The organism is Aliamphritea hakodatensis (assembly GCF_024347195.1).
Classification (GTDB): Bacteria; Pseudomonadota; Gammaproteobacteria; order Pseudomonadales; family Balneatricaceae; genus Amphritea; species Amphritea hakodatensis.
In genome coordinates this window covers 3203769-3226575 of sequence record NZ_AP025281.1, presented here as the reverse complement: position 1 = coordinate 3226575, position 22807 = coordinate 3203769, and the positions used below count along the sequence as shown (strand labels likewise).

Genomic DNA, 22807 nt, shown 5'->3' with positions numbered 1-22807 from the left:
GCCTTAAACGGCAAACAGGAATAACACACAGACAATGAATGAACAGCAGTTTCCATTTGCAGCAGTCACCGGTCAGCAGAATCTGAAGCTGGCCCTGATGCTCGCCGCCGTTAATCCCGCCATTGGCGGGGTACTGGTCAGCGGACCGCGGGGGTGCGCGAAATCGACACTGGCCCGCGGGCTGGTGGGTATTCTGCCGCACCGGGAAACTGACGATGCCACGGCGCCGTTTGTAACGCTGCCGCTGGGTGCCAGTGAGGAAATGCTGCTGGGTTCGCTGGATCTGCAGCAGGTGCTGAGTGACAAACAGGTCAGCTTCCGGCCGGGCCTGCTGAGTAAGGCCCATCAGGGGGTGCTGTATGTGGATGAAGTGAACCTGCTGAATGATCATCTGGTGGATCAGTTACTGGATGTGGCTGCCAGCGGTGTTAACCGCATTGAGCGGGACGGTATCAGCCATCAGCACGCGGCCAGTTTTCTGTTACTGGGCACCATGAATCCGGATGAAGGGGCGCTGCGTCCTCAGCTGCAGGACCGTTTTGGTCTGGCGGTGAATCTGAGCAACCAGTATCCGGTTGCGGAGCGGGTGGAAATTGTCCGTCATCGCGAAGCCTTTGATGCGGACCCGGAAGGGTTCTGCCAGCAGTATAGTGAGACTCAGGCCGGTTTGCTGGCGCAGATAGTGACTGCGCGGCAAATACTGACAAAGGTAACCTGCAGTGATGAACTGCGGATTGCCATTGCTGAGGCCTGTAATGCCGCCGGCGTTGACGGCTTACGCGGCGATATTGTCTGGTTCCGTGCGGCCGTTGCCCATGCAGCATTGCAGGGGCGTGATGCAGTGACCCGTGAAGATATTGATGCAGTAGCCGAGCTGGTACTGGCCCACCGCCGTAAAGACGATGCCGGTCAGAACAGCAACCCGCCGTCCCCGGAACAGAATTCAGATCAGCAGCCACCAAACCCGCCACGGAATAACGGTTTTAAGCGTCCGGATGACAGCCAGCGGCAATCATCAGAGCCGTCATCCCAACAGGACCGGCAGGATCAGTCTGGCAAGGATCAGCAGGGGGACTGGGGCAGTATGGCACCGCAGGCTTATGCGGCTGATCAGACTGTTGACGTGGCTTTGCCGGCTCAGCTGGAACAGGCAGTGCCACTGAAAGGTAAGGCGCTGGCAGCACCTGCGGCCAGCCGTCAGGGGAATGCAGCTGCACACAGCGGTGCAGCCCGCGGCAATACACAGACAAACCGTCCGGACTGGTTTGCCACCCTGGGTAAAAGCCTTGGGGAATGGCCGCCGCAGCTGGTGTTTAAGCGTCAGCCGGAAGGTCGCAGCCAACTGCATTGTTTATTACTGGATACTTCAGCATCTACCCTGGCAGAGGGCGTATTTGCCCGGGCAAAAGGGGCCATGGTGGAGATTGCCCGGCGGGCATATCTGGAACGTCAGCAGCTGGCGATTTTCGGCTTTGGCAATAACCGGGTCGAAAACCTGTTGCCGCAAATCAGGGCACCAAAAGAACTGCAGCGCTGGCTGGACAATCTGAGTGCCGGTGGCGGTACGCCGATGCGTCAGGTTTTCAGCCATGTAGCCGGTTATCTGCAACAGACACAGCGGCAGTTTCCGGCACTGGAAATCCATACTTATGTGTTAACTGATGGCCGCAGTCAGGCACAGTTAAACGATATCAGCCTGCCGGGAAAAACTTTCTGGCTGGATACCGAACAGGCAAGTGTAAAGCGGGGCCGGGGTGAGGCTTTGGCACAGCAGTTACACGCAGAATACATTGCCCTGTAATGACAGGGCTAAACAAGAGGGCAGCACCATGACAGATCAGGAAAAACCAAAGCTAACCCATGAAGAACGAATGGCCCGTAAAAAGGCGGTGGTTGATCAGAAAATTGCCAAGGCGACTGAAGAACGCGGCGTGCTGATTTTGCTCAAAGGCAATGGTAAAGGTAAAAGCAGCTCAGCATTCGGCACGATGGCCCGTTCCGTGGGGCACGGTCAGCGTGCGGCGGTTATTCAGTTTATTAAAGGCCGCACTGAAACCGGTGAATTCAAACTGTTCAAAGATCATCCTCAGATTGACTGGCATGTCATGGGGCACGGCTTCACCTGGGAAACGCAGGATAAAAGCCAGGACATCGCAGCAGCAGAAAAAGCCTGGGAACTGGCGGAAAAACTGCTCCAGAATGATTACTACGACATTCTGATCTTCGACGAAATGAGCTACATGTTCAAATACAAGTATCTGGAGCTTGAGCCGGTTGTTAAGGCGCTGCAGAACCGTCCTGAGAAGCAGAACGTGATGATCACCGGCCGGGTAATGCCTGAAGGTCTGGAAGACATTGCTGACACCATCAGCAGTATTCGCGATGAGCGTCACGCTTTCCGTCTGGGTGTAAAAGCTCAGGAAGGCATCGAGTTCTAGGAGATATCGTCAATATGACTACTCAGAGTGTCAGCTGCCCGGCTATTTTCCTGTCGGCACCCAGTTCCGGTGAAGGTAAAACTACCATCACCGCTGCGATTGCGCGTAACTTCCGTAATCAGGGCAAGGTGGTACGGGTTTTCAAAACCGGCCCGGATTATCTGGACCCGCAGATTCTGGCGCAGGCATCCGGTGAAGATGTTGAACAGCTGGATATGTGGATGGCAGGCGAAGAATACTGCCAGCAGAAACTGTTTGAAGCGGCTCAGGTGGCCGATCTGATCATTGTGGAAGGTGCCATGGGCATGTTCGACGGAGATCCGTCCAGTGCGGATCTGGCGGCCCGGTTTAACATTCCGATTGCGATTGTGATGAGTGTGAAGGGCATGGCTCAGACGGCTGCCGCGGTTGCCGGGGGACTGGCGAATTTCCGTGATGACGTGAAGGTTGCCGGTCTGATTGCCAACCACTGCGGTACTGAACGCCATGCTGAACTGATCCGTGATGCATTACCGGAAAATCTGCCGTTACTGGCAACTCTGCCGCGCTCTGAAGAAGTCGCTCTGCCGGAACGTCATTTAGGTCTGGTACAGGCCTCTGAAGTGTCCGAAGAACTGGAACAGCGCTTCACCGCCGGTGCGGAATGGGTGGATGGCCAACTGATTACGGAACTGCCTGCACCGGTGACTTTCTACAGCGCTGAAACGCCTGAAGTTCCTGTGTTGCTGGAAGGCAAGATCATTGCGGTGGCAAAAGATGAAGCCTTCAGCTTTATCTACGATGCCAATATCCGTCTGCTGGAGCAGATGGGCGCCCGTTGCGTGTTTTTCTCACCGCTGCATGACTCTGAACTGCCTGAAGCGGATGCCATGTGGCTGCCGGGCGGGTATCCGGAGCTGCACTGTCAGGCGCTGTCAGCCAATGTGGATATGCACAATCAGATCCGTGGTTTCTTCGATGCCGGTAAATCTATTCTGGCGGAATGCGGTGGCTTCCTGTACAGCCTGAAGGACCTGGTGGATCTGGAAGGAGCATCACACCCGATGCTGGGCATTTTGCAGGGGACCGGGGCAATGCGCGGTAAACGCGGTTGTCAGGGCATGCAGACTGCCGTATTGCCGGAAGGTGAAGTGCGGGCCCATGCCCACCACCGTTCCCGCAGTGAGAGCACCCCTGAACCTGTCGGACATGGCCGCCGTCAGCGTCACCCGGCACCGGGTGAAGCGATTTATCAGTCCCGCGGTTTAACCGCCAGTTACCTGCACCTGTTCTTTGCATCCAACCCTGAGGCAGTCGCCCGGGTGTTTGGCGCAGAGTGCTGAGCAGGCTGACCCAGTAGCGAGCAGAGAAGTATGTGGCCGGAAACCAGTGAAACGCCCCAGCCTTTACGCAGTGGCCTGACAACAGGCTCCTGCGCGACGGCCTGCAGTGTTGCCGCGGCACAGGCATTGCTGGCCGGCCGGCAGCCGCAATCTGTTGAGGTTACGCTGCCGAAGGGTAAGGTTGTCAACATGACCATTGAGGGCTATCAGCCACTGGATGATAAGCCGGCCGGTAAGGGCATGCGCACCGCAACCGTGAAGGATGCCGGTGATGACCCTGATGCCACCCACGGTGCGACTGTTTATGTGGAGCTGCGTCTGGAAAGTGAACCGGGTGTCCGTTTTAAAGCCGCTGAAGGCGTGGGCACCGTTACCCGTGAAGGGTTGGCATTACCGGTGGGTGAGCCGGCGATCAACCGGGTGCCCCGGAAAATGATGACAGATCATTTGCTGAATGCCGCCCAAGTGTACGGTTACGGCGGTGGCTTTGAAGTATCCGTAGGGGTCGAGCGGGGCGAAATCATTGCCCTGAAAACCATGAATTCCCGGTTGGGCATTCTTGGCGGCCTGTCGATTCTGGGTACTACAGGTATCGTCCGGCCATACTCCTGCGCGGCGTATATCGCATCTATCCATCAGGGCATTGATGTGGCCACCACCAACGGTGTATTCCACATTGCTGCGACTACCGGCAGTACCAGTGAAGGGGCGATCACCGGCATTTACGACATTCCTGAAATGGGCCTGATCGAAATGGGCGACTTTGTCGGTGCGGTACTTAAATACCTGAAGAAGGTACCGGTTGAACGCCTGACGATTTGCGGCGGCTTTGGCAAGTTAACCAAGTTGGCCAACGGCCATCTGGATCTCAACAGCCGTGTCTCCAGTATTGATTTAGAGCATCTGGCGGGGCTGGCGGCGGATATGGGGGCGGATGACGCCCTGCAGCAGGAAATTAAAGCCGCTAACACCAGCATGCAGGCACTGAAAGCCTGTCAGGATGCCGGGGTAGATCTGGCGTCAAAGGTGTGTGAAGAAGCCTGGATAAAGGCCAGAGATGTGATGAATGTGCCGGCACTGGCGAACCTTCAGTTGGATATTTTTGCAGTCGACCGCAAAGGCGGTTTTGTCGGCTGTTATCCGGCGAATCTGCAAGCCGACATGAACCGTGGAGAGCCATCATGAAGTGGCTGATTCTCGGCGGTACTGCAGATGCCCGTCATTTAGTCGGTGCGCTGGCTGATGCCGGATTACTTGCGCCTGCAGGGCCGTTATCGCTGGTGTACAGCGTGGCAGGTTTAGTGCGGATTCCTAAGCTGGATTGCGAAGTAATCAGTGGTGGCTTTACCCAGTTCGGCGGCCTGAAGGCTTACTTACAGGATCAGCAGATCAGCGGTGTGTTTGATGTGACGCATCCTTTTGCTGAAAACATGAGCCGGACGGCTGTAGAGGTTTGTGCGGAACTGGATGTGCCCTGCTGGCGTTTTCACCGGCTAGCCTGGCAACAACAGCCCGGTGACAATTGGCAGAGCTTCACTGACTGGCAGGCGCTCCCCGGCCTGTTGTCAGGTAAGCAAAATATTTTACTCACCGCCGGGCAACTGACAGAAGATATCAGCGCGCAGTTACTGGCACAGGCTGAAGCAGAAGAGCAGCGGCTGATTCTGCGCACTGCCGCGCCGCCACGGTTCAGCTGGCCGGATGATCAGATCTGGATTAAAGCCATTGGCCCGTTTGATCTGGCAGCGGAAGCAGAACTGTTTGATCAGTATCAGATTGATGCGCTGGTAACCAAGAACAGTGGCGGCGATGCCACCGTTGCCAAGTTGGCAGCGGCCCGTAACTGCGGTGCCGAAGTATTTATGCTGCAGCGGCCGGAAATGCCCGCCGCCGGGCAGGAATTTAGCAATATTGCCGACTGTGTCACCGCGTTGCGGGCACAGTTGGCGGAATAACCATTAATAAGAGAGTCAGGCCCGTGAGCTTCGAATACGAATTAAACCCGCAGGCGATTGAGCAGGAAAGTTTCCGTCAGATTCGCCAGACCGCCAATCTGGATGGCCTGAGCCGCGAGCAGCAACAGGTTGTTATGCGCATTGTGCACAGTCTTGGGCTACCTGAAGTCGCTGATCTGGTACGTTTCAGCGAAGGTGCCTGCGAGTCCGGTATGGCTGCGCTGGCCAATAACTGCCCGATCCTGTGTGATGTGGAAATGGTTAAGCAGGGCATTACCAAGCGGATGATCGAGCGTGAACCTCTGTGTTTCCTGAACGATGAGCGGGTCAAAGATCTGGCTAAATCCCGCGGTGAAACCCGTTCCATGGCGGCGTTGGATTTCTGGAAAGACTATCTGGAAGGCAGTGTGGTGGTGATAGGTAATGCCCCGACTGCATTATTCCGTCTGTTGGAAATGATTCAGCAGGGTGCCCCAAAACCGGCGCTGGTGGTCGGCATGCCTGTGGGTTTTGTAGGCGCAGCGGAATCTAAAGATGCCCTGTGGGAAGTACATGAAGAGCTGGGAATTCCGTGCATAACCTTGCTAGGGCGTCCGGGCGGCAGTGCGGTCAGCTCCGCCAGCGTCAATGCGTTGCTGCGCTGTAACCGCGGTGAGTGGTACTGAATATGACGGCAATGGGGCACCTGCAACTGCACATTATTGGCCTTGGGGTCAGTGACAAAGCCCGGCTGAGCGCTGAGGCGGAAGCGGGTCTGAACAGTGCTGCAATTGTTATTGGTTCTGAACGCCAGCTGGAAACGGTGGCCGGGTTGCTCCGTGAAGATCAGCGCCAGGTGGTGTTACCTAAGTTGTCAGAGCTGAAGCAACAACTTCCTGAAATGGCAGCAGATGTGAACAGCATTGCAATTCTGGCCTCCGGTGATCCTTTGTTTTATGGCATTGGTGCCTGGTTTGGCCGGACCTTTGCACAGGCGCAGTTGCATTATCATCCGGGTGTCTCCAGCTTGCAGGCTGCGTGTCACCGGCTGGGGCGTTCATTGCAGGACGTAGAAGTGCTGAGCCTGCATGGCCGGCCACGGGCGAAGCTGCGTACCCGGTTAAGAAACCGTCAGCCGCTGCTGATTCTTACAGACGACAAAAGCCACCCCCGGGCGCTGGCCCATGAATGTCTGGCGGCGGGATTCAGCGAAACCCTGATCAGCGTTTGTGAAACCCTGGGTTACCCGCAGGAGCAAGTGCGCAGTTTCACCGCCCGACAGCTGGCTGAGAACAGCGATGTTGAGTTCGACCCTCTGCATGTCAGCCTGGTTGAGCCACTGTTACCTCCGGCGAAGCAGGCTCTGTTACCGGTGTTTCCGGGCATTCCTGACAATGGTTTTATTACCGATGCTGAGCAGGCCGAACGTATTCTTACCGGAGAGGAATGCAGCCTCACGGCAGATGTGGCGTCCGCTGGCAAAGGGCTGATCACCAAGCGGGAAGTGCGTTTGTCCATTCTTTCGCTGCTGCAGCCAGCGGTGGAAGACACTCTCTGGGATATAGGTGCCGGGTGCGGCAGCGTGGCCATTGAGCTGAGTTACTGGCAGCCGAAGTGCCGGGTATTTGCAATTGAGCATCATGGGCAGCGTTTAGCCTGTTTAACGGCGAATCAGCAGCGTTATGGCGTATCCGGAAATTTGCAGGTCGTGGCGGGAAGGGCACCGCAGGCGCTGAATGATTTACCGTCTCCTAATAAAATTTTTATCGGTGGCAGCGATGGCGAAATGGCCGGTCTGCTGCAGCAGTGCTGGGCGCTGTTACCGCCGGGCGGCGTATTAGTGGCCAGTGCGGTCACCGAGAACAGTAAACAGCAGTTGCTGAGTTTTTATGAACAGCGCTGTGCGGCAGATGACAGCCAGCCGCATACGGTTCAGATCGGTGTCAGCCGGGGTGAGCAACTGGCGGGGCAGCTGATGTACCGGCCCAATTTGCCGGTCAATTTATACAGTTTCTGTAAACGTTAATATTCGTGATGTTGAAGTGAGAAAAAAGATATGAGCAATGCGACAGCAACGGCCCGCACCGGATGTTTCTATGGTGTGGGTGTTGGCCCCGGTGATCCGGAGCTGCTGACTCTTAAGGCCCTGCGTCTGATAAAAGACAGTGCAGTGGTCAGCTATCTGTCGAATGCTGAAGGGCACTCACAGGCTTGGGATATTGCCAGTGGCGCGCTGGAACTTTCCGGTGCCCGCTGTGATGCAAAGCATATCAGCGTGCCGATGCCCATGGTGATTCAGCGTGATCCGGCCAATGCGGCTTATGACAAAGGCGCGGCAGAAATCCGTGAATGCCTGGGGGCCGGTCAGGATGTGGTGTTTCTGTGTGAAGGTGATCCATTGTTCTTTGGTTCTTTCAGTTATTTGCTGGAACGGCTGGAAAGTGAGTTTACCTGCAAAGTTGTGCCGGGAATTTCATCGGTGAATGCGGCTGCCTCTGCGCTGGCATTACCACTGACCATGCAGCAGGAGTCGTTTGCTGTCGTCAGTGGCCGCCATACGGATGAGCAACTGGCAGAAGCACTGACTGATCATGACAGTGTGGTCATCATGAAAGCGGGTATGGCACGGCCACGTATTCTGGCTCAGCTGGAAGCGACCGGCCGTCTGAACGAAGCCCGTTATCTGGAATACATTGGCCGTGAAAATCAGCAGACAATGCCGGCTTCTGAGCTGGCGAAGGAAGCTGGTCCGTATTTCTCGCTGTTCGTTGTAGTACGGGAAAACCGCCCATCATGATGCGGATTTTTGCTTTAACGGATACCGGCAGACGGCTGGGGGAAAAACTTCAGGGTTTGCTGACGGCAGCCGGCGAGACCGCTGAGCTGAGCTTTAAACCGCAACCGTTTAAGCAGCAGGTACGTGATTCTTTTCAGCGCGGGGAACGGCAGATTTTTATCTGTGCTACCGGCATTGTGATGCGCACGCTGGCACCGGTGATTGAAGATAAATTTAAAGACCCCGCCGTGCTGGTGCTGGATGAGCTGGGCAAGTTTGTGATTCCACTGTTGTCTGGTCACGAAGGCGGAGCCAATCAGTGGGCGGCGGATGTGGCACAGTTGATTGATGCTCAGCCGGTCATCACCAGTGCCAGAGCTTATCTGGAGCCGGTATACAGCGTGGGAATGGGCTGTGAACGCCACTGCCCTGAACATGTGTTGCAGGGGCTGCTGGATGAGTGTCTGGCTAAAGCCAATCTCAGCATCGATGACATCAGCAGTATTCACAGCATTGATGTAAAGGCCGATGAAGTCGGGCTGATTGAACTGGCTAATACCCTGGGTAAGCCTTACCAGACCTGGGATGCCGCCACCCTGATGGCCATGGAACCCTTGCTGAGCATGCGTTCCGAGTATGTGTTTAACACCGTGGGCGTGTACGGCGTGGCAGAGTCTGCTGCCCTGTATGCCGCCGGGCAGATCACCGGCGAAGCGCCGGAACTGGTATTGCCCAAGCATAAGAATAAACAGGCGACGTGCGCAATTGCACGGAGCTTTAAATACTGAAGCAGAGATCACTGATCCTGCTGGCTGTGCGGATACGCACAGGTTTTGATAATACGTCCGGTGTCTGTGCACCGGTCCCGATACTGAAGAGTAGATAGAAAATGGCAAAACTGTTTGTTGTGGGCACCGGCCCGGGAAATGCTGATCTGTTAACGCCGAAGGCCCGTACAGCTATCGCTGCCAGTACTGACCTGGTTGCTTATGGCCTGTATCTGGATCTGCTGGGTGAGTTGTGTGAAGGCAAGACCCACCATGACCTGCCATTAGGCGAGGAAATCGGTCGTGCACGTCTGGCACTGGATCTGGCATCAGCCGGTAAAGATACGGCGCTGATTTCCAGCGGTGACATCGGTATTTACGCGATGGCGACCCTGGTGTTTGAACTGCTGGATCAGCAATTGCAGGGTAAAGAAAATCACCCTGAGTGGCTGGATGTGGAAATTGAAGTGGTACCGGGTATTTCTGCGATGCAGGCCGGTTCAAGCCGTATCGGTGCGATGCTGGGCCACGATTTCTGCACCATCTCACTGTCGGATCTGCTGACGCCGTGGGAAACCATCGATAAGCGCATTCACAGTGCGGGCGCCGGTGACTTTGTCGTGTCTTTCTACAATCCGGTCTCGAAAAAGCGTGACTGGCAGCTGAACCATGCCCGTGACGTGCTGCTGCAATACCGTCCGGCCAGTACACCTGTACTGCTGGGCCGTCAGCTGACCCGTGAAGATGAGACTATCCGTATCATCACTCTGGGTGAACTGGACGCGAAAGACGTGGATATGTTCACCATGGTGAGCGTGGGTAACAGTGAATCCAAGCGTATTCTGAACGGCTCTAAAGAGTGGGTGTATACCCCACGTGGATACAGCAAGAAGCTCTAACTTTCTGGCTATTGCGCTTGGTCATACGGCGTCAAAATTTGCCTCGGGATGCTCACTTATTGGCATAAGCTCCGCTCCCTCGGCAAATTTATTCCTTGTCTGACCTGCGCTCATAACGCCAGAACTGTGTCGGGAATTGGCAGTGGGTTCTGGCTATTTGGCTTGCTGATGATGTTAGAGCAGGCAGTAAGTTCTGGCTATTGCGCCTGTAACACCAGATCTGTTTAAGAAGCTTTTGGCTCTTTCTAAGGTCTGGCGACGGGGCAGGTCAGAAAACTGGCAGCGTAACACCGGGATCGTTTGCTACGCGATACGATCGCCGAATAACAACAATGCATGTTTGCAGGAGTCATGAAAATGACCGTTTATTTTATTGGTGCTGGCCCGGGTGATCCGGATCTGATGACCCTTAAGGGTATGAAGACTCTTAAAAAGTGCCCGGTAGTGATGTATGCCGGTTCACTGATTCCCCGTGAAGTACTGGCAGAAGTGGAAGGTACAGCTGAAAAGATCATTGATACGGCAAGTATCGATCTGGAAGAAATTTCAGCGGTCATCGAAGAAGCGCACAAAGAAGGCAAAGATGTTGCCCGCTTACAGTGTGGTGACCCGGCGCTTTACGGTGCTATCGGTGAACAGATCCGTCGTCTGGAAGAGTTCGGTATCGACTATCAGGTTATTCCGGGTGTAAGCGCGGTGGCGGCCTCTGCTGCCATGCTGGGTAAAGAGCTGACGCTGTCCGGTGTGACCCAGACCGTCATCATGACCCGCTATGAAGGTAAAACGCCGTTCCCTGAACGTGAGCGTTTGCCACAGCTGGCCCAGAGCGGCGCGACACTGGCCATCCACTTAGGAATTCTGCGGATCCATAAGATCGTTGAAGAGCTGATCCCGCACTACGGTGAAGACTGCCCGATTGCCGTCTGTTACCGCACCTCGTGGCCGGATCAGGATTATGTGACCGGTACCCTGAAAGACATCGTGCAAAAGGTCCGGGACAAAGGTTTCACCCGTACCGCACTGATTCTGGTGGGTAACGTACTGGACTGTGATGATTTCGCAGATTCATACCTGTACGCCAAAGATCAGGCGCATGTGTACCGCCCGAAAGTTAAGCCGGAAACGCCCCGTACCGTGAAGCGTTAATCCACCAGTGAATAATGACGCTGTGTTGCCCGTCAGAAACAGGGTTGGCACAGCCGAAATAATGAGAGAAACAGATATGCAACTGAATAAGATCCCGACAACTGTTGTTACCGGCTTTCTGGGCAGCGGTAAAACCACGCTGCTGTCTAACGTACTGAAGCAGGCCGCCGGCAAGCGTATTGCCGTGATTGTGAATGAATTCGGCGAACTGGATATCGATTCAGATCTGCTGCGCAGCTGCCCGCTGGACTGTGAAGACGAAACCTCAACCGCGGCTGATGGCGATAACGGTTTTTACGAACTGGCTAACGGTTGCATCTGCTGCACCGTGGAAGAAGAATTCCTGCCGGTCATGGAACAGCTGGTTGCCCGCCGTGATGACATCGACCACATTCTGATCGAAACCAGCGGTCTGGCGCTGCCTAAGCCTCTGGTACAGGCCTTCAACTGGCCGGGCATTAAAGAATACTGCACCGTTGATGCGGTGATCACTGTGATTGACGGACCAGCAGTTGCTGCCGGCCGTTTCGCGCATGATGCGGACAAAGTACAGGAACAGCGTCTGGCGGATGAAAGCCTGGATCACGATCCTTCACTGCAGGAGCTGCTGGAAGATCAGCTGAGTGCAGCCGATCTGGTTGTGGTCAGCAAGAACGATCTGCTGGATGAAGCGCAGCGTACTGTGGTTCAGGACCGTGTTACTGCCAAGGTACCTTCTTCGGTTAAGACCACTTACATCAGCAACGGTGAAGCGGAGCTGGACGTACTGATGGGCCTGGATGCCAAGGCTGAAGAACGTATCAACCATGTGCACAACCACCACGATCATCACCATGATCATGACCACGAACATGAGCACGCCCACGATCACTTTGATTCATTCGTCATTAAAATGGGTGAAGTGGACAGCGACCGTTTACAGCAAGTATTGCAGGGCCTGATCGAAGAATACAACATCTTCCGCGCTAAAGGTTTTGCGGCACTACCGGGTAAGCCAATGCGCCAGGTAATGCAGGCGGTGGGTAAGCGTCTGGATGTGTATTTTGACCGTCCGTGGACGGCAGAAGAAACCCGTGGCACCTCGCTGGTATTCATCGGCAAAGGCATCGAACAGTCTGTGATTGAAGCGGCACTGAGCGAAGCGCTGGTAAACGGAACGGCTGAAGAGGCAGCAGCGGTTTAATGCATTTACTGGCAGCACAACCCGGTGGCTTTGTTGATGAAGAAGGCATCATCGATTTAGATCAGAGCCCCGGCGATATCGTGATTATGGCGGCGGCTGACAGCGCTCTGGCAGGTCTGGCCTGCGGTGTTGATCAGGCGCCGGCAGATTTGCCCGGCGTACGTCTGGCAAACTGGATGCAGATTATCAAACCCGCCGCGTATGACCTGTATGAGCACAAGGTGCTGGAACAGGCTAAAGTGGTTGTTGTCTCCCTGCTGGGGGGCGCCAGCTACTGGCAATACGGGTTTGAACGGCTGCAGGACTGGGCCCGAAAGCCCGGCCGTACGCTGATTCTGGTCCCCGGTGACGATACCCCCGATCCGCAGTTGCAGACTGCCAGTAATGTGACCGCTGAACAGCAACAGCGGGTGTGGCGCTACCTCCGGGAAGGCGGCACCGCGAATGCTGAACAGTTGCTGCGCTATTTAAGTGCAGCCTTTATTCCTGAACATGCAGCGTTACTGTGGCGGGAGCCGCAGGTGCTACCGCGCTGCATGATCTATCAGCCCGCCGGAGATGCTTCTGCGAGCGGGCTGGCACAGGCCTCGTTTGCCGAATGGCAGGCCAGTGCAATTCCCGGCGCGCCGGTGGCATTACTGCTGTTTTACCGTAGCCACCTGCAGTCGGCCAATACTGGCATGTTCGATCACCTGATCGACGTTTTGCGCAGCGAAGGGCTTAACCCGCTGCCGCTGGCGATTGCTTCGCTTAAAGACCCTGAATCCATGGCGCTGGTTAACGCGCTGCTGGAACAGAGCGACGCCAAACTGATACTCAACACCACCGGCTTTGCCAGCAACACAGTGGCGAGCCCGGATCTGTGTTCCCAGCCGAGTGAGTTTTACTCGCCATTCAGCCGCGAAGTACCGGTGCTGCAACTGGTGTTATCCAGCAGTACTGAAGATGACTGGCAGCAATACAGCCAGGGCCTGCGCAGCCGGGACATTGCCATGCAGGTGGTGCTGCCGGAAATGGACGGCCGGGTGATAACCCGTGCGCTGAGCTTTAAAGCTGAAAGCCATTTTGCCGAGCGCAGTGAAATCTCTGTGGTGCGTTATGCCCTGCATGAGGAGCGCGCCCGGTTCGTGGCAAAACTGTCACTGGCCTATTGCCGGCTGGCAAACAAAGCCAATGCCGACAAACGGGTTGGGGTGATCCTTGCTAACTACCCAACCAAAGATGGCCGTATCGGCAACGGAGTAGGGCTGGATACGCCTGCCTCAACGGTGAATATTCTCAACGCCATGGCGGACGCCGGATTCCCGGTGGAAAACATTCCGGCCACCGGTGATGATCTGATTAAAGAATTGCTGGGTTCGGTGACCAATAACCCGAATACCCTGCACACCTTGCCGTGCTGGCAAAGCATGGCCATTGATGAATACATGCAGTATTTCCGGCAATTACCGGAGGACTGCCAAAAGGCGGTTTACGACCAGTGGGGCAGCCCGGAGCAGGACATCAAATGCCGTAACGGCCGGCTGATGTTATCCGGCATGCGTTTAGGTGAGACCTTTATCGGTATCCAGCCGGCCCGGGGATTTAACATCGACCTGGTGGCGAACTACCACGACCCGGATCTGATCCCGCCGCATAACTATTTAGCCTTCTATTTCTGGATGCGCCACTGCTACGGCGTGGATGCGGTTATCCATGTGGGTAAGCACGGCAATCTGGAATGGCTGCCGGGCAAAGGATCGGCGCTGTCAGATCAGTGCTGGCCGGACATTGCTCTTGGCCCGATGCCGCATTTCTATCCGTTTATCGTGAATGATCCCGGTGAAGGCTCACAGGCCAAGCGCCGTACCCAGGGGGTGATTATCGATCACCTGATGCCGCCAATGACCCGTGCAGAAACCTACGGTGAAATGGCCGAGCTGGAAGGGCTGGTAGACGAGTTTTATCAGGCCATGGGGATGGATCAGGCCCGGGAAAACTGGTTGCGTGAGGCCATCCTGCAACAGCTGAATGATTCAAACCTGCGAGAAGAACTGCTCAGCCAGACGAATCTTAATCACGCTGAACAGGCCGACGAAAACGTCAGCCAGGAAGCGCTGGAAGAAACCCTGTTATCTGAGCTGGATGCCTACCTGTGTGACATCAAAGAAGCCCAGATTCGCCACGGCCTGCACATTATGGGTGAGCTCCCCGCCAGCGATAAACTGGCTGACACCTTAGTTGCCCTGTTGCGTCTTCCGAGAGGGGATGCGGATGACAGCCGTGGCATTCTTGATAATATCGCGCTGGATCTGGATTTACGGGTCGACGGTGAGCGATTTGAACCTCTGACCGGCGATCACAGTGTCTGGGCCGGCGAACAGCCGGCATTGTTGCAGACAGTCAGCGGTGATGCATGGCGTACCCAGGCCGATACCCGTGAGCGTCTGGAGTTAGTGGCCAAAGCCCTGATTAAACAGTACGTCCTGAATGATGATTCAGACGCCGGATTACTGACCGCTGATGTGCTGAGTCAGTTGCCCCATACAGCCGCCCAGCTGGACTATGTGAACGGCGTGATTTACCGGGCGTTGCTGCAAAGTGCCGAGCTGGAAATCAACTCGCTGATCAGCGGCCTGAGCGGTGGCTTTGTACCGCCGGGGCCGAGTGGCGCGCCAACCCGTGGCCGCCTTGATACGCTGCCCACCGGCCGAAATTTCTTTGCGGTGGATAACCGTGCCATACCGTCACCGGCGGCCTGGGCAATCGGCGAACGCTCCGCTGCGGCGCTGATTGAACGCCATTTGCAGGAACACGGCGATTATCCGAAACAGATCGGTTTATCCGTCTGGGGCACCGCCACCATGCGTACCGGCGGTGATGACATTGCACAGGCGATGGCGCTGATGGGCGTACGGCCGGTCTGGGCGCCGGGCTCTAACAGAGTGGTGGATTTTGAAGTCGTGAGCTGTCAGCGGCTGGGCCGTCCGCGGGTGGATGTTACCCTGCGGGTATCCGGCTTCTTCCGGGATGCCTTCCCCAATGTTATGAAGCTTTATGATGCGGCGGTTCAGGCGGTTGCTGCGCTGGATGAGCCGGGTAACGGCAACACCATTCAGGCCAATATTGAAGCCCGTCAGGCGGAGCTGGTAGCTGAAGGCATGAGTGCCGAAGATGCTGAGCGTCAGGCCAGTTTCCGGGTCTTTGGCAGCAAACCGGGGGCCTACGGTGCCGGTTTGCAGGGCCTGATTGATGAACGTTGCTGGGAACAGGAAAGTGATCTGGCGGATGCCTACCTGAACTGGGGCGGTTATGCCTATGGCAGCCAGGCAGAAGATGGCGTACAAGCGAAGCAGGCCTTTCAGAACCGTTTATCTCAGCTGGAAGTGGTGGTGCAGAACCAGGATAACCGGGAACACGATATTCTCGACTCTGATGACTACTATCAGTTCCAGGGAGGCATGACCAATGCCGTGCGGGTGTTTGGTGGCGAAATGCCGCAGGTGTATCACAATGATCACTCAAACCCGCAGCAGCCTAAGGTGCGCACCCTGAAAGAAGAGCTTAACCGGGTAATCCGCTCCCGGGTGCTGAATCCGAAATGGATTGGCGCCATGCGCGAACATGGTTACAAGGGGGCATTTGAAATGACCGCCAGCGTTGACTACATGTTTGCTTACGATGCCACCACCAATCTGATTGCGGATTATCAGTATGAAAAGGTGTCAGATGCGCTGGTGTTCGACGAAGAAAACCGGGCATTTCTGGAAGAACACAATCCTCATGCACTGGAAGAAATGGCTGAGCGCCTTTTGGAAGCTGCGCAGCGCGGTCTGTGGCAGGAACCGGGTGACTATCAGGACAAGTTACAGGATCTGCTGCTCAGCATTGATGAACAGCAGGAAGCGGCCGGTTAACCGGCAGGCGAAGCGATAAGTACAGGTTATAAACGATGACAGCTGCAAAATTCAGCTCACCGCACAGTTTAATGGTTCAGGGCACTACCTCCGATGCCGGTAAGAGCATTCTGGTAACGGCCTTTTGCCGGATACTGGCGCGAAAAGGCATCAGTGTTGTGCCGTTTAAGTCCCAGAATATGGCGCTTAACAGTGCCGTGACCGCCGAAGGCGGTGAGATTGGCCGGGCGCAGGCGGTACAGGCTGAAGCTTGCTTCCTCAAACCGTCGGTAAGCATGAACCCGGTGCTGTTAAAGCCGAACAGTGATCTTGGCGCGCAGGTGATTCTGCACGGCAAAGCGGTGGGCAACATGCAGGCCACCGAATATCACGCTTATAAACCGGAGCTGCTGAAAGAAGTGGTGGCCAGCCATCACCGTTTGCGGGATGAATTTCAGACCGTACTGGTGGAAGGCGCGGGCAGCCCGGCAGAAATCAATCTGCGGGAACACGATATTGCCAATATGGGCTTTGCCGAAGCAGTGGACTGCCCGGTGGTAATCTGTGCAGACATTGACCGTGGCGGTGTGTTTGCGCACCTGTACGGCACGTATGAGTTACTGAGCGAGTCAGAAAAAGCCCGGGTGAAGGGGTTTATCATCAACCGTTTCCGGGGCGATGTGCGTTTGCTGCAGTCCGGGCTGGACTGGCTGGAAGATAAAACCGGTGTGCCGGTAACCGGCGTCATTCCGTACATCCATAATCTGCACATTGAAGCGGAAGATGCGGTTGCCCGGCAGCAGACTGGTGACGATGACTACCAGCAGTTGCGGGTGGTGGTGCCGCTTTACCCGCGGGCCAGCAACCATACTGACTTTGATGCGCTGCGGATGCATCCGCAGGTGGACTGCCAGTTCCTGAAGGACCCGGCGCAGTTCACAGGGGCGGACCTGATCATCCTGCCGGGCAGTAAAAATGTTCGCGGTGATCTGAGCTGGCTGGACGGCCGTAGTACATACGCGAAAACCGAACATAACGATCCGGGTATCAGTGGTCTGACCTGGCGTGAAGTGATTCAGCGGCATTTGCGCCTGGGTGGCAAGGTTCTGGGTATCTGCGGTGGATATCAGATGCTGGGTAACTGGGTACATGATCCGGATGGTCATGAGTCTGCACCGGGTTCCGATGCAGGGCTGGGCCTGCTGGATATGGAAACTACCCTGACCGGTAATAAGATCCTGCGTAATGTACGGGGCTGTCTGGCGGCGGATGATTCTGTGGTGGTCAGCGGTTACGAAATTCACACCGGGCGCAGCAGCGGAGCCGCACTGGAGACGCCGATGTTCTGTGGTTTGCAGGAACAGGAACAGCAGCATGGTGAGCTGAAGGCGGCTTCCTCTGAAGGCACGTCTGACGGGGCTGTCGACGCGGATAACCGGGTAATGGGCAGTTACATTCATGGCTTGCTGGATGAAGAAACCACCCTTGAATACGTATTACGCTGGGCCGGGCTGGCGCAGTTTGAAAGCTTTGATTATCTGGCCTTCCGGGATCAGCAGATTGAACGGCTGGCAGACGCGGTTGAAGAAGCCATCCCGTTAGAACAGTTACTGACATTACTGAATATGGACAGCAGCGCAATCCCAGGAGAACAGGAAACAGCACAGGAACAGGCGTCATGACTGAAGGACTGAGCATTGTACTGGCCATTTTGCTGGCCCTGTTGCTGGATTACCGTTTCCAGGAGCCGCGCAGTTATCACCCGCTGGTGGGCTTTGGCAATCTGGCGATCTGGCTGGAGCAGCACCTGAACCGTTACCGTAATGGCTCCCAGGGGGATGCTTCCGGCAAATGGCGGGGGATTCTGGCCTGGTGTCTGGCGGTGTTACCAATCACTTTGGTGGCCTGCGTGCTGGTGGACCTTCTGGCGCTGAATATCTGGTTTGAAACCTTAATCGGTGCCGCGGTGCTGTATCTGGGGATTGGCTGGCAAAGCCTGCTGAGCCATGGCCGTGCGATTGCGAATCCGCTGGGGCAGGGCGATATGGCGGGTGCCCGTCGGGCGGTGAGTATGATCGTCAGCCGTGATACCTCGGAGCTGGATGAAACCGCCATTGCTACGGCAGCGACGGAATCCGTGCTGGAAAACGGTGCGGACGCAATCTTTGCCGCCATTTTCTGGTTCTGTCTGTTGGGTGTGCCCGGGGTTGTTATGTACCGCATGAGCAATACGCTGGATGCCATGTGGGGCTATAAAAACCGCCGTTATCTGAAATTCGGCTGGGCAGCAGCCCGGGCGGATGATGTGCTCAACTTTATTCCGGCACGTTTAACTGCCCTGAGCTATTGTCTGGCGGGTAAGACCACCGCAGGATTTAAAGCCTGGAAGCGCCAGCGTGGCAACTGGAAAAGCCCGAATGCCGGGCTGGTGATGTCCAGCGGCGCTGCTGCCATCGGCGTAAAGCTTGGCGGTGGTGCGGTGTATCACGGCAAGTGGCAGGACCGCCCGGTGTTAGGGCTGGTGGAAAACCCGACACCGAAAGCCCGGGATATCGAAGCGGCCTGCCGGTTGGTAAATAAGGCGATTCTTTGCTGGTATCTGGTGATTGCCGCACTGGCAATGGCGCCGTCTCTCTGGCTGACCGTGAGACTGATGTGATGGCAAACGTGATGGCTGATGTGCATCTGAAGACTGCTGACAGTGAAAACCGTTTAACTGGACAGGCGCTGAATCTATGTCATGGCGGGGATCTGTATACTGCGAGCCAGCAGTTTGGTACGCCGGTGGAAGACTGGATTGACCTTTCAACGGGGATCAATCCGCAGTATTACCCGGTACCGGCGTTTAACAGTCAGGCGTATCAGGCGCTGCCGTATTTACGCCCGGAGCTGGATGAGGCTGTGCGCCGTTATTACGCTGACCGGCCTTACCAACTGGCCAGTGGCAGCCAGCCGATTATTCAGTTTCTGCCTGAAGTACTGGAAAATATGCCGGTGCTGTTACCGGATTTTGGCTATCAGGAACACCGGCAGCACTGGCAACAGTACGGTGCTGAACTGCGTTACTATCCGGCGCTGGATCAGGTCTCTGCCCGGCTGGCAATCGAGCAGGCGCTGGAACAGGCGGAGTCAGATGGTGACCGTTTTCATCTGCTGGTGATTAACCCGAATAACCCCACCGGGCTGACATTCAGCCCGCAGCAGTTAGCCGACTGGGCAGAGCGGTTAGCACCGGGGGCACAACTGATCGTTGATGAAGCCTTTGTGGATCTTCATCCGGAACAGAGTGTGCTGGGTGACTGCTTTCGGCCGAATATGCTGGTGTTGCGTTCATTCGGGAAGTTTTTTGGCCTGGCGGGTATCCGCCTGGGCGCTATTTTTGGCAGTGAAACGGTGATGCAGGGATTGGCTGATTTACTTGGCCCCTGGCCAGTAAACGGGCCAGCTCAGACCGTTGCCATTGCCGCGCTGAATGACATTCAGTGGCAGCAGCAGGCGCGGGCAGATATTGCAGCCAATGCAGAACTGACAGAAGCCCTTTTACAGCCGGTTTTAGAGGCGTATGATGCACAGCCTTTTTGCCGGGAACAGTTATTTGCCTGCCACCGGCTGGCAACGTCAGCGGCTTACAGTTTGTACCAAGGGTTGGCAGAGCGGGGCATATTAGTGCGCTTAATTGATTTGCACGATGGCACCATGCTGTTACGTACGGGCATCATTAACGCCCTTGATTCCGGAACGGCATTACAACTGCAAACCCGGCTGGAAACGATTTAATCGACAACATCTGTTATAGGCGGATGTGAGCAATTAAACATACTAAGAATATAAAGCCCTGCAGAATGAAACAGGGCAACAAGATGCGGAGAGAAATTGTGTCAAAAAAAGGCATTATGGTCTGTGGTCACGGTAGTCGTGATAAAGATGCAGAACGCGAATTTGGTTTAGTGGCCGCTGGCCTGAAGAAACGTTTCCCGGATATTCCGGTTGAATATGGTTTCCTTGAGTTCTCGGCGCCAAACATTCACATGGGGCTGAACTCCCTGCTGGAGCAGGGTGTTGAGCAGGTGTATGCCATTCCGGGTATGCTGTTTGCGGCGACCCATGCCAAAAATGATATTCCGTCGGTGCTGACGACGTTTGAAGAAAACAACAGCCAGATCGAAATGCATTACGGCAGCGAACTGGGCTTACACCCGGCAATGGTCGAAGCGTTCCAGGCGCGGATCTATGAATCCATGGGCCTTGATCCGGAAAATCCGCCAGAGAACCTGTATGACACCCTGCTGGTCGTGGTTGGCCGCGGTACGTCTGACACCGGTGCAAACGCCGAAGCGGCCAAGCTGACCCGTATCGTTAACGAAAATATGGGCTTTGGCTGGGCTGATACCGTGTATTCCGGCGTGACTTATCCGTCAGTCGGCGTGGGCATGGAGAAGCTGCTGAAGCTGGGTTACAAGCGTGTAGTTGTGGCCCCTTACTTCCTGTTCACCGGTCGTCTGATCAAGCGTATCTACGGCTATGTGGATCAGGTTGCTGAACAGAATCAGGGTGTTGAATTCATTAAGACGCCGTACCTGAACGACCATGAGAAAGTGATCGACGCCTTTGAAATCCGTGTCCGTGAAATTCTGGATGGCGCACAGGACCTGAGCAATGAAAGCCTGATGGAATCCTTCAAGCGTCGCCTGGCGGCCGGTGAAGTGGATGTTCACCATCACCATGCGGAGTTCAATCCGAATGAAGGTGAGCACGGTCACGATCATTCTCACGATCACGATCACGATCACGGACATTCTCATGGTCATTCCCACGATCACGATCACGGGCATTCCCATGATCATGGTCATTCCCACGATCATGGTCATTCGCACGATCACGGGCACTCTCATGATCATGGCCACGGCCATTCACACGATCATGATCACGGTCACAGCCATGGTATTTACAAGCACATTGCCCACCCGCTGGGGCCACGCACCATGATTGGTGAAGGCGTATGCTGCTGCTTCATGAGCCAGTTCCCGCAGGAAGTACTGGACGAAGAACAGGACCGTATCGGTCTTGTTAAGGCAGAAGAGACCTTCGCGCATCAGAAATAAATTAAAAAGAAACAAGGGTTAGAGACAAACCGCCGGCAGCGCATGCTTCCGGCGGTTTTTTTATGAGTTCTGATAAGGCTGTTGTCTGATGCTGTGTGGTTTTCTGCTGTTTCTTGTCGCTGATACCCGGCATGTCTGTGTTGCTGAAATATCTTACAGGCCATTGATGATTTATGATTAAGGCCAGTGGGTATCTTTGTTAAGCTATTGGTTTATACAGGTTCTTTGGGTTGAGTCCTTATGTCGGAAAAGAAAATCAGAAAACGCCGTGAGTTTTCTCAAAAGACAACTATTCATGATGTGGGACGTGAAGCCGGGGTATCTTCAATTACTGTTTCCAGATATTTTCGATCACCGGAGAGAGTATCTGAAAGCACCCGCAAGCGGGTCGAACAGGCAGTACAAAAACTAAATTATGTGCCAAACCGTATTGCCGGCACGCTTGCATCCAACCGCAGTAATATTGTTGCTGTCATTGTTCCTAACATTACTAATTCGATTTTTGCAGAAACCCTTCAGGCAATTGAGGATTCTCTACGTCCGTCCGGCTTGCATCTCCTTATAGGGCACAGTAACTACAGCTTACAGACAGAAGAGGATCTGGTCAGAACCTTTCTGGCTCACCGGCCTGATGGCATTATTCTTACAGGCTATACCCATTCTGAAAATACGGTTGAAATGGTCAGGGCTGCCGGCATTCCTGTTGTGCAGATCTGGAACATTACCCAGTCGCCTATTGGGGTGAATGTTGGTGTTTCCAGTTATGACGCCGCCTATACCATGACCCGTTATCTGATCGGTAAGGGGTATCGGAACATTGCTTATATCGGAGGGCATGTTACCAATAATGACCGTACCGTTCAGCGGGAATCCGGTTTCTTGAAGGCCCTGGATGAGGCCGGTATACATTTCAATAACAACTTGTTACAGCGTTGTAATTTCGAGTTTCTTGCGGGCGGGCAGGCACTGGAAAACATAATGAAAGCTGATCCTGATGTAGAGGCAGTGTTCGCTGCATCGGATATTTTAGCAGTAGGAGCGATGCTGAAATGTCAGGAACTGAATATTAAAATACCGAATGACCTTGCTCTGGCGGGTTACGATGATGCAGGCATTTCCAGCCTGATGAGCCCGCCGTTAACGACTGTTGCGGTTCCCCGGTATGAAATTGGCTCTCAGGCTGCTCAGGCGATTCTTAAAGGCCTTAACGGTGACCCTCAGAAACCGCAATGTATTGATTTAGGGTTCAAAATTGTACAGCGGGGCAGTGCATAAGTAGCGTTTCTGCTACGGATTTTATCAGATTGTGTTGACGTTAAGTTTTATTTGTGAATAAGATGTTACCGGTAACATATGTTATCGGTA

The 22807-nt window shown here is 54.9% G+C and carries 18 protein-coding genes; all 18 read left to right on the top strand.

Annotation, left to right across the window (positions count from 1 at the left end; translation table 11 throughout):
* Positions 1-34: 34 nt before the first annotated feature.
* The 18 genes from PCI15_RS14925 (at position 35) to PCI15_RS14840 (ending at position 22717) form a co-directional block, all read left to right on the top strand.
* Entirely contained in the window at positions 35-1801 is a 1767-nt protein-coding gene (locus tag PCI15_RS14925) for an ATP-binding protein (protein WP_271270735.1), read from the top strand.
* Between the two features lie 28 nt (positions 1802-1829).
* Positions 1830-2438 (top strand): cob(I)yrinic acid a,c-diamide adenosyltransferase, encoded by a 609-nt coding sequence (gene cobO, locus PCI15_RS14920; protein ID WP_271270734.1) that lies wholly within the window; start codon positions 1830-1832, stop codon positions 2436-2438.
* Between the two features lie 14 nt (positions 2439-2452).
* Positions 2453-3760: a cobyrinic acid a,c-diamide synthase CobB gene (locus tag PCI15_RS14915; RefSeq protein ID WP_271270733.1), complete on the top strand. Its 1308-nt coding sequence runs from the start codon at positions 2453-2455 to the stop codon at positions 3758-3760.
* Positions 3761-3790: 30 nt separating this feature from the next.
* Positions 3791-4945 (top strand): cobalt-precorrin-5B (C(1))-methyltransferase, encoded by a 1155-nt coding sequence (locus PCI15_RS14910; RefSeq protein WP_271270732.1) that lies wholly within the window; start codon positions 3791-3793, stop codon positions 4943-4945.
* Positions 4942-5715, top strand: coding sequence for a precorrin-6A/cobalt-precorrin-6A reductase (locus tag PCI15_RS14905; RefSeq protein ID WP_271270731.1), 774 nt, complete (start codon positions 4942-4944; stop codon positions 5713-5715). The genes PCI15_RS14910 and PCI15_RS14905 overlap by 4 nt, the downstream gene beginning before the upstream one ends.
* A 23-nt stretch (positions 5716-5738) precedes the next feature.
* Entirely contained in the window at positions 5739-6380 is a 642-nt protein-coding gene (locus PCI15_RS14900) for a precorrin-8X methylmutase (RefSeq protein WP_271270730.1), read from the top strand.
* 2 nt (positions 6381-6382) lie between these two features.
* Positions 6383-7720, top strand: coding sequence for a precorrin-6y C5,15-methyltransferase (decarboxylating) subunit CbiE (cbiE, locus tag PCI15_RS14895; RefSeq protein ID WP_271270729.1), 1338 nt, complete (start codon positions 6383-6385; stop codon positions 7718-7720).
* 30 nt (positions 7721-7750) lie between these two features.
* Positions 7751-8491: a precorrin-2 C(20)-methyltransferase gene (cobI, locus tag PCI15_RS14890; RefSeq protein WP_271270728.1), complete on the top strand. Its 741-nt coding sequence runs from the start codon at positions 7751-7753 to the stop codon at positions 8489-8491.
* The gene (locus PCI15_RS14885) at positions 8488-9258 is read left to right on the top strand and encodes a cobalt-precorrin 5A hydrolase (RefSeq protein ID WP_271270727.1); all 771 of its coding nucleotides are present in this window, start codon (positions 8488-8490) and stop codon (positions 9256-9258) included. The genes cobI and PCI15_RS14885 overlap by 4 nt, the downstream gene beginning before the upstream one ends.
* A 101-nt stretch (positions 9259-9359) precedes the next feature.
* A complete protein-coding gene (gene cobJ, locus PCI15_RS14880; RefSeq protein WP_271270726.1) occupies positions 9360-10136 on the top strand; it encodes a precorrin-3B C(17)-methyltransferase in 777 nt (258 codons plus the stop codon).
* 357 nt (positions 10137-10493) lie between these two features.
* On the top strand, positions 10494-11282 hold the full coding sequence (cobM, locus tag PCI15_RS14875; RefSeq protein WP_271270725.1) for a precorrin-4 C(11)-methyltransferase: 789 nt from the start codon (positions 10494-10496) through the stop codon (positions 11280-11282).
* A 76-nt stretch (positions 11283-11358) separates the two neighbouring features.
* Entirely contained in the window at positions 11359-12465 is a 1107-nt protein-coding gene (cobW, locus tag PCI15_RS14870) for a cobalamin biosynthesis protein CobW (protein ID WP_271270724.1), read from the top strand.
* Complete coding sequence (gene cobN, locus PCI15_RS14865; protein ID WP_271270723.1) at positions 12465-16361, top strand: cobaltochelatase subunit CobN; 3897 nt, start codon at positions 12465-12467, stop codon at positions 16359-16361. Before cobW ends, cobN begins: the two co-directional genes overlap by 1 nt.
* Before the next feature lie 35 nt (positions 16362-16396).
* Positions 16397-18022, top strand: coding sequence for a cobyric acid synthase (locus PCI15_RS14860; protein WP_271270722.1), 1626 nt, complete (start codon positions 16397-16399; stop codon positions 18020-18022).
* A complete protein-coding gene (cbiB, locus tag PCI15_RS14855; protein WP_271270721.1) occupies positions 18019-18999 on the top strand; it encodes an adenosylcobinamide-phosphate synthase CbiB in 981 nt (326 codons plus the stop codon). The genes PCI15_RS14860 and cbiB overlap by 4 nt, the downstream gene beginning before the upstream one ends.
* Positions 18930-20117 (top strand): aminotransferase class I/II-fold pyridoxal phosphate-dependent enzyme, encoded by a 1188-nt coding sequence (locus tag PCI15_RS14850; RefSeq protein ID WP_271270720.1) that lies wholly within the window; start codon positions 18930-18932, stop codon positions 20115-20117. The genes cbiB and PCI15_RS14850 overlap by 70 nt, the downstream gene beginning before the upstream one ends.
* 83 nt (positions 20118-20200) lie before the next feature.
* Positions 20201-21442 carry a sirohydrochlorin chelatase gene (locus PCI15_RS14845; RefSeq protein ID WP_271270719.1) on the top strand — a complete coding sequence of 414 codons (1242 nt, stop codon included), beginning with the start codon at positions 20201-20203 and terminating at the stop codon, positions 21440-21442.
* A 240-nt stretch (positions 21443-21682) separates the two neighbouring features.
* Positions 21683-22717 (top strand): LacI family DNA-binding transcriptional regulator, encoded by a 1035-nt coding sequence (locus PCI15_RS14840; RefSeq protein WP_271270718.1) that lies wholly within the window; start codon positions 21683-21685, stop codon positions 22715-22717.
* Positions 22718-22807: the final 90 nt, after the last annotated feature.

Bases quoted from the DNA above. Each gene is read 5' to 3' on its own strand.
- PCI15_RS14925 (WP_271270735.1), top strand. From the start codon at position 35: ATGAATGAACAGCAGTTTCCATTTGCAGCAGTCACCGGTCAGCAGAAT.
- cobO (WP_271270734.1), top strand. From the start codon at position 1,830: ATGACAGATCAGGAAAAACCAAAGCTAACCCATGAAGAACGAATGGCC.
- PCI15_RS14915 (WP_271270733.1), top strand. From the start codon at position 2,453: ATGACTACTCAGAGTGTCAGCTGCCCGGCTATTTTCCTGTCGGCACCC.
- PCI15_RS14910 (WP_271270732.1), top strand. From the start codon at position 3,791: ATGTGGCCGGAAACCAGTGAAACGCCCCAGCCTTTACGCAGTGGCCTG.
- PCI15_RS14905 (WP_271270731.1), top strand. From the start codon at position 4,942: ATGAAGTGGCTGATTCTCGGCGGTACTGCAGATGCCCGTCATTTAGTC.
- cbiE (WP_271270729.1), top strand. From the start codon at position 6,383: ATGACGGCAATGGGGCACCTGCAACTGCACATTATTGGCCTTGGGGTC.
- cobI (WP_271270728.1), top strand. From the start codon at position 7,751: ATGAGCAATGCGACAGCAACGGCCCGCACCGGATGTTTCTATGGTGTG.
- PCI15_RS14885 (WP_271270727.1), top strand. From the start codon at position 8,488: ATGATGCGGATTTTTGCTTTAACGGATACCGGCAGACGGCTGGGGGAA.
- cobJ (WP_271270726.1), top strand. From the start codon at position 9,360: ATGGCAAAACTGTTTGTTGTGGGCACCGGCCCGGGAAATGCTGATCTG.
- cobM (WP_271270725.1), top strand. From the start codon at position 10,494: ATGACCGTTTATTTTATTGGTGCTGGCCCGGGTGATCCGGATCTGATG.
- cobW (WP_271270724.1), top strand. From the start codon at position 11,359: ATGCAACTGAATAAGATCCCGACAACTGTTGTTACCGGCTTTCTGGGC.
- cobN (WP_271270723.1), top strand. From the start codon at position 12,465: ATGCATTTACTGGCAGCACAACCCGGTGGCTTTGTTGATGAAGAAGGC.
- PCI15_RS14860 (WP_271270722.1), top strand. From the start codon at position 16,397: ATGACAGCTGCAAAATTCAGCTCACCGCACAGTTTAATGGTTCAGGGC.
- cbiB (WP_271270721.1), top strand. From the start codon at position 18,019: ATGACTGAAGGACTGAGCATTGTACTGGCCATTTTGCTGGCCCTGTTG.
- PCI15_RS14845 (WP_271270719.1), top strand. From the start codon at position 20,201: ATGCGGAGAGAAATTGTGTCAAAAAAAGGCATTATGGTCTGTGGTCAC.
- PCI15_RS14840 (WP_271270718.1), top strand. From the start codon at position 21,683: ATGTCGGAAAAGAAAATCAGAAAACGCCGTGAGTTTTCTCAAAAGACA.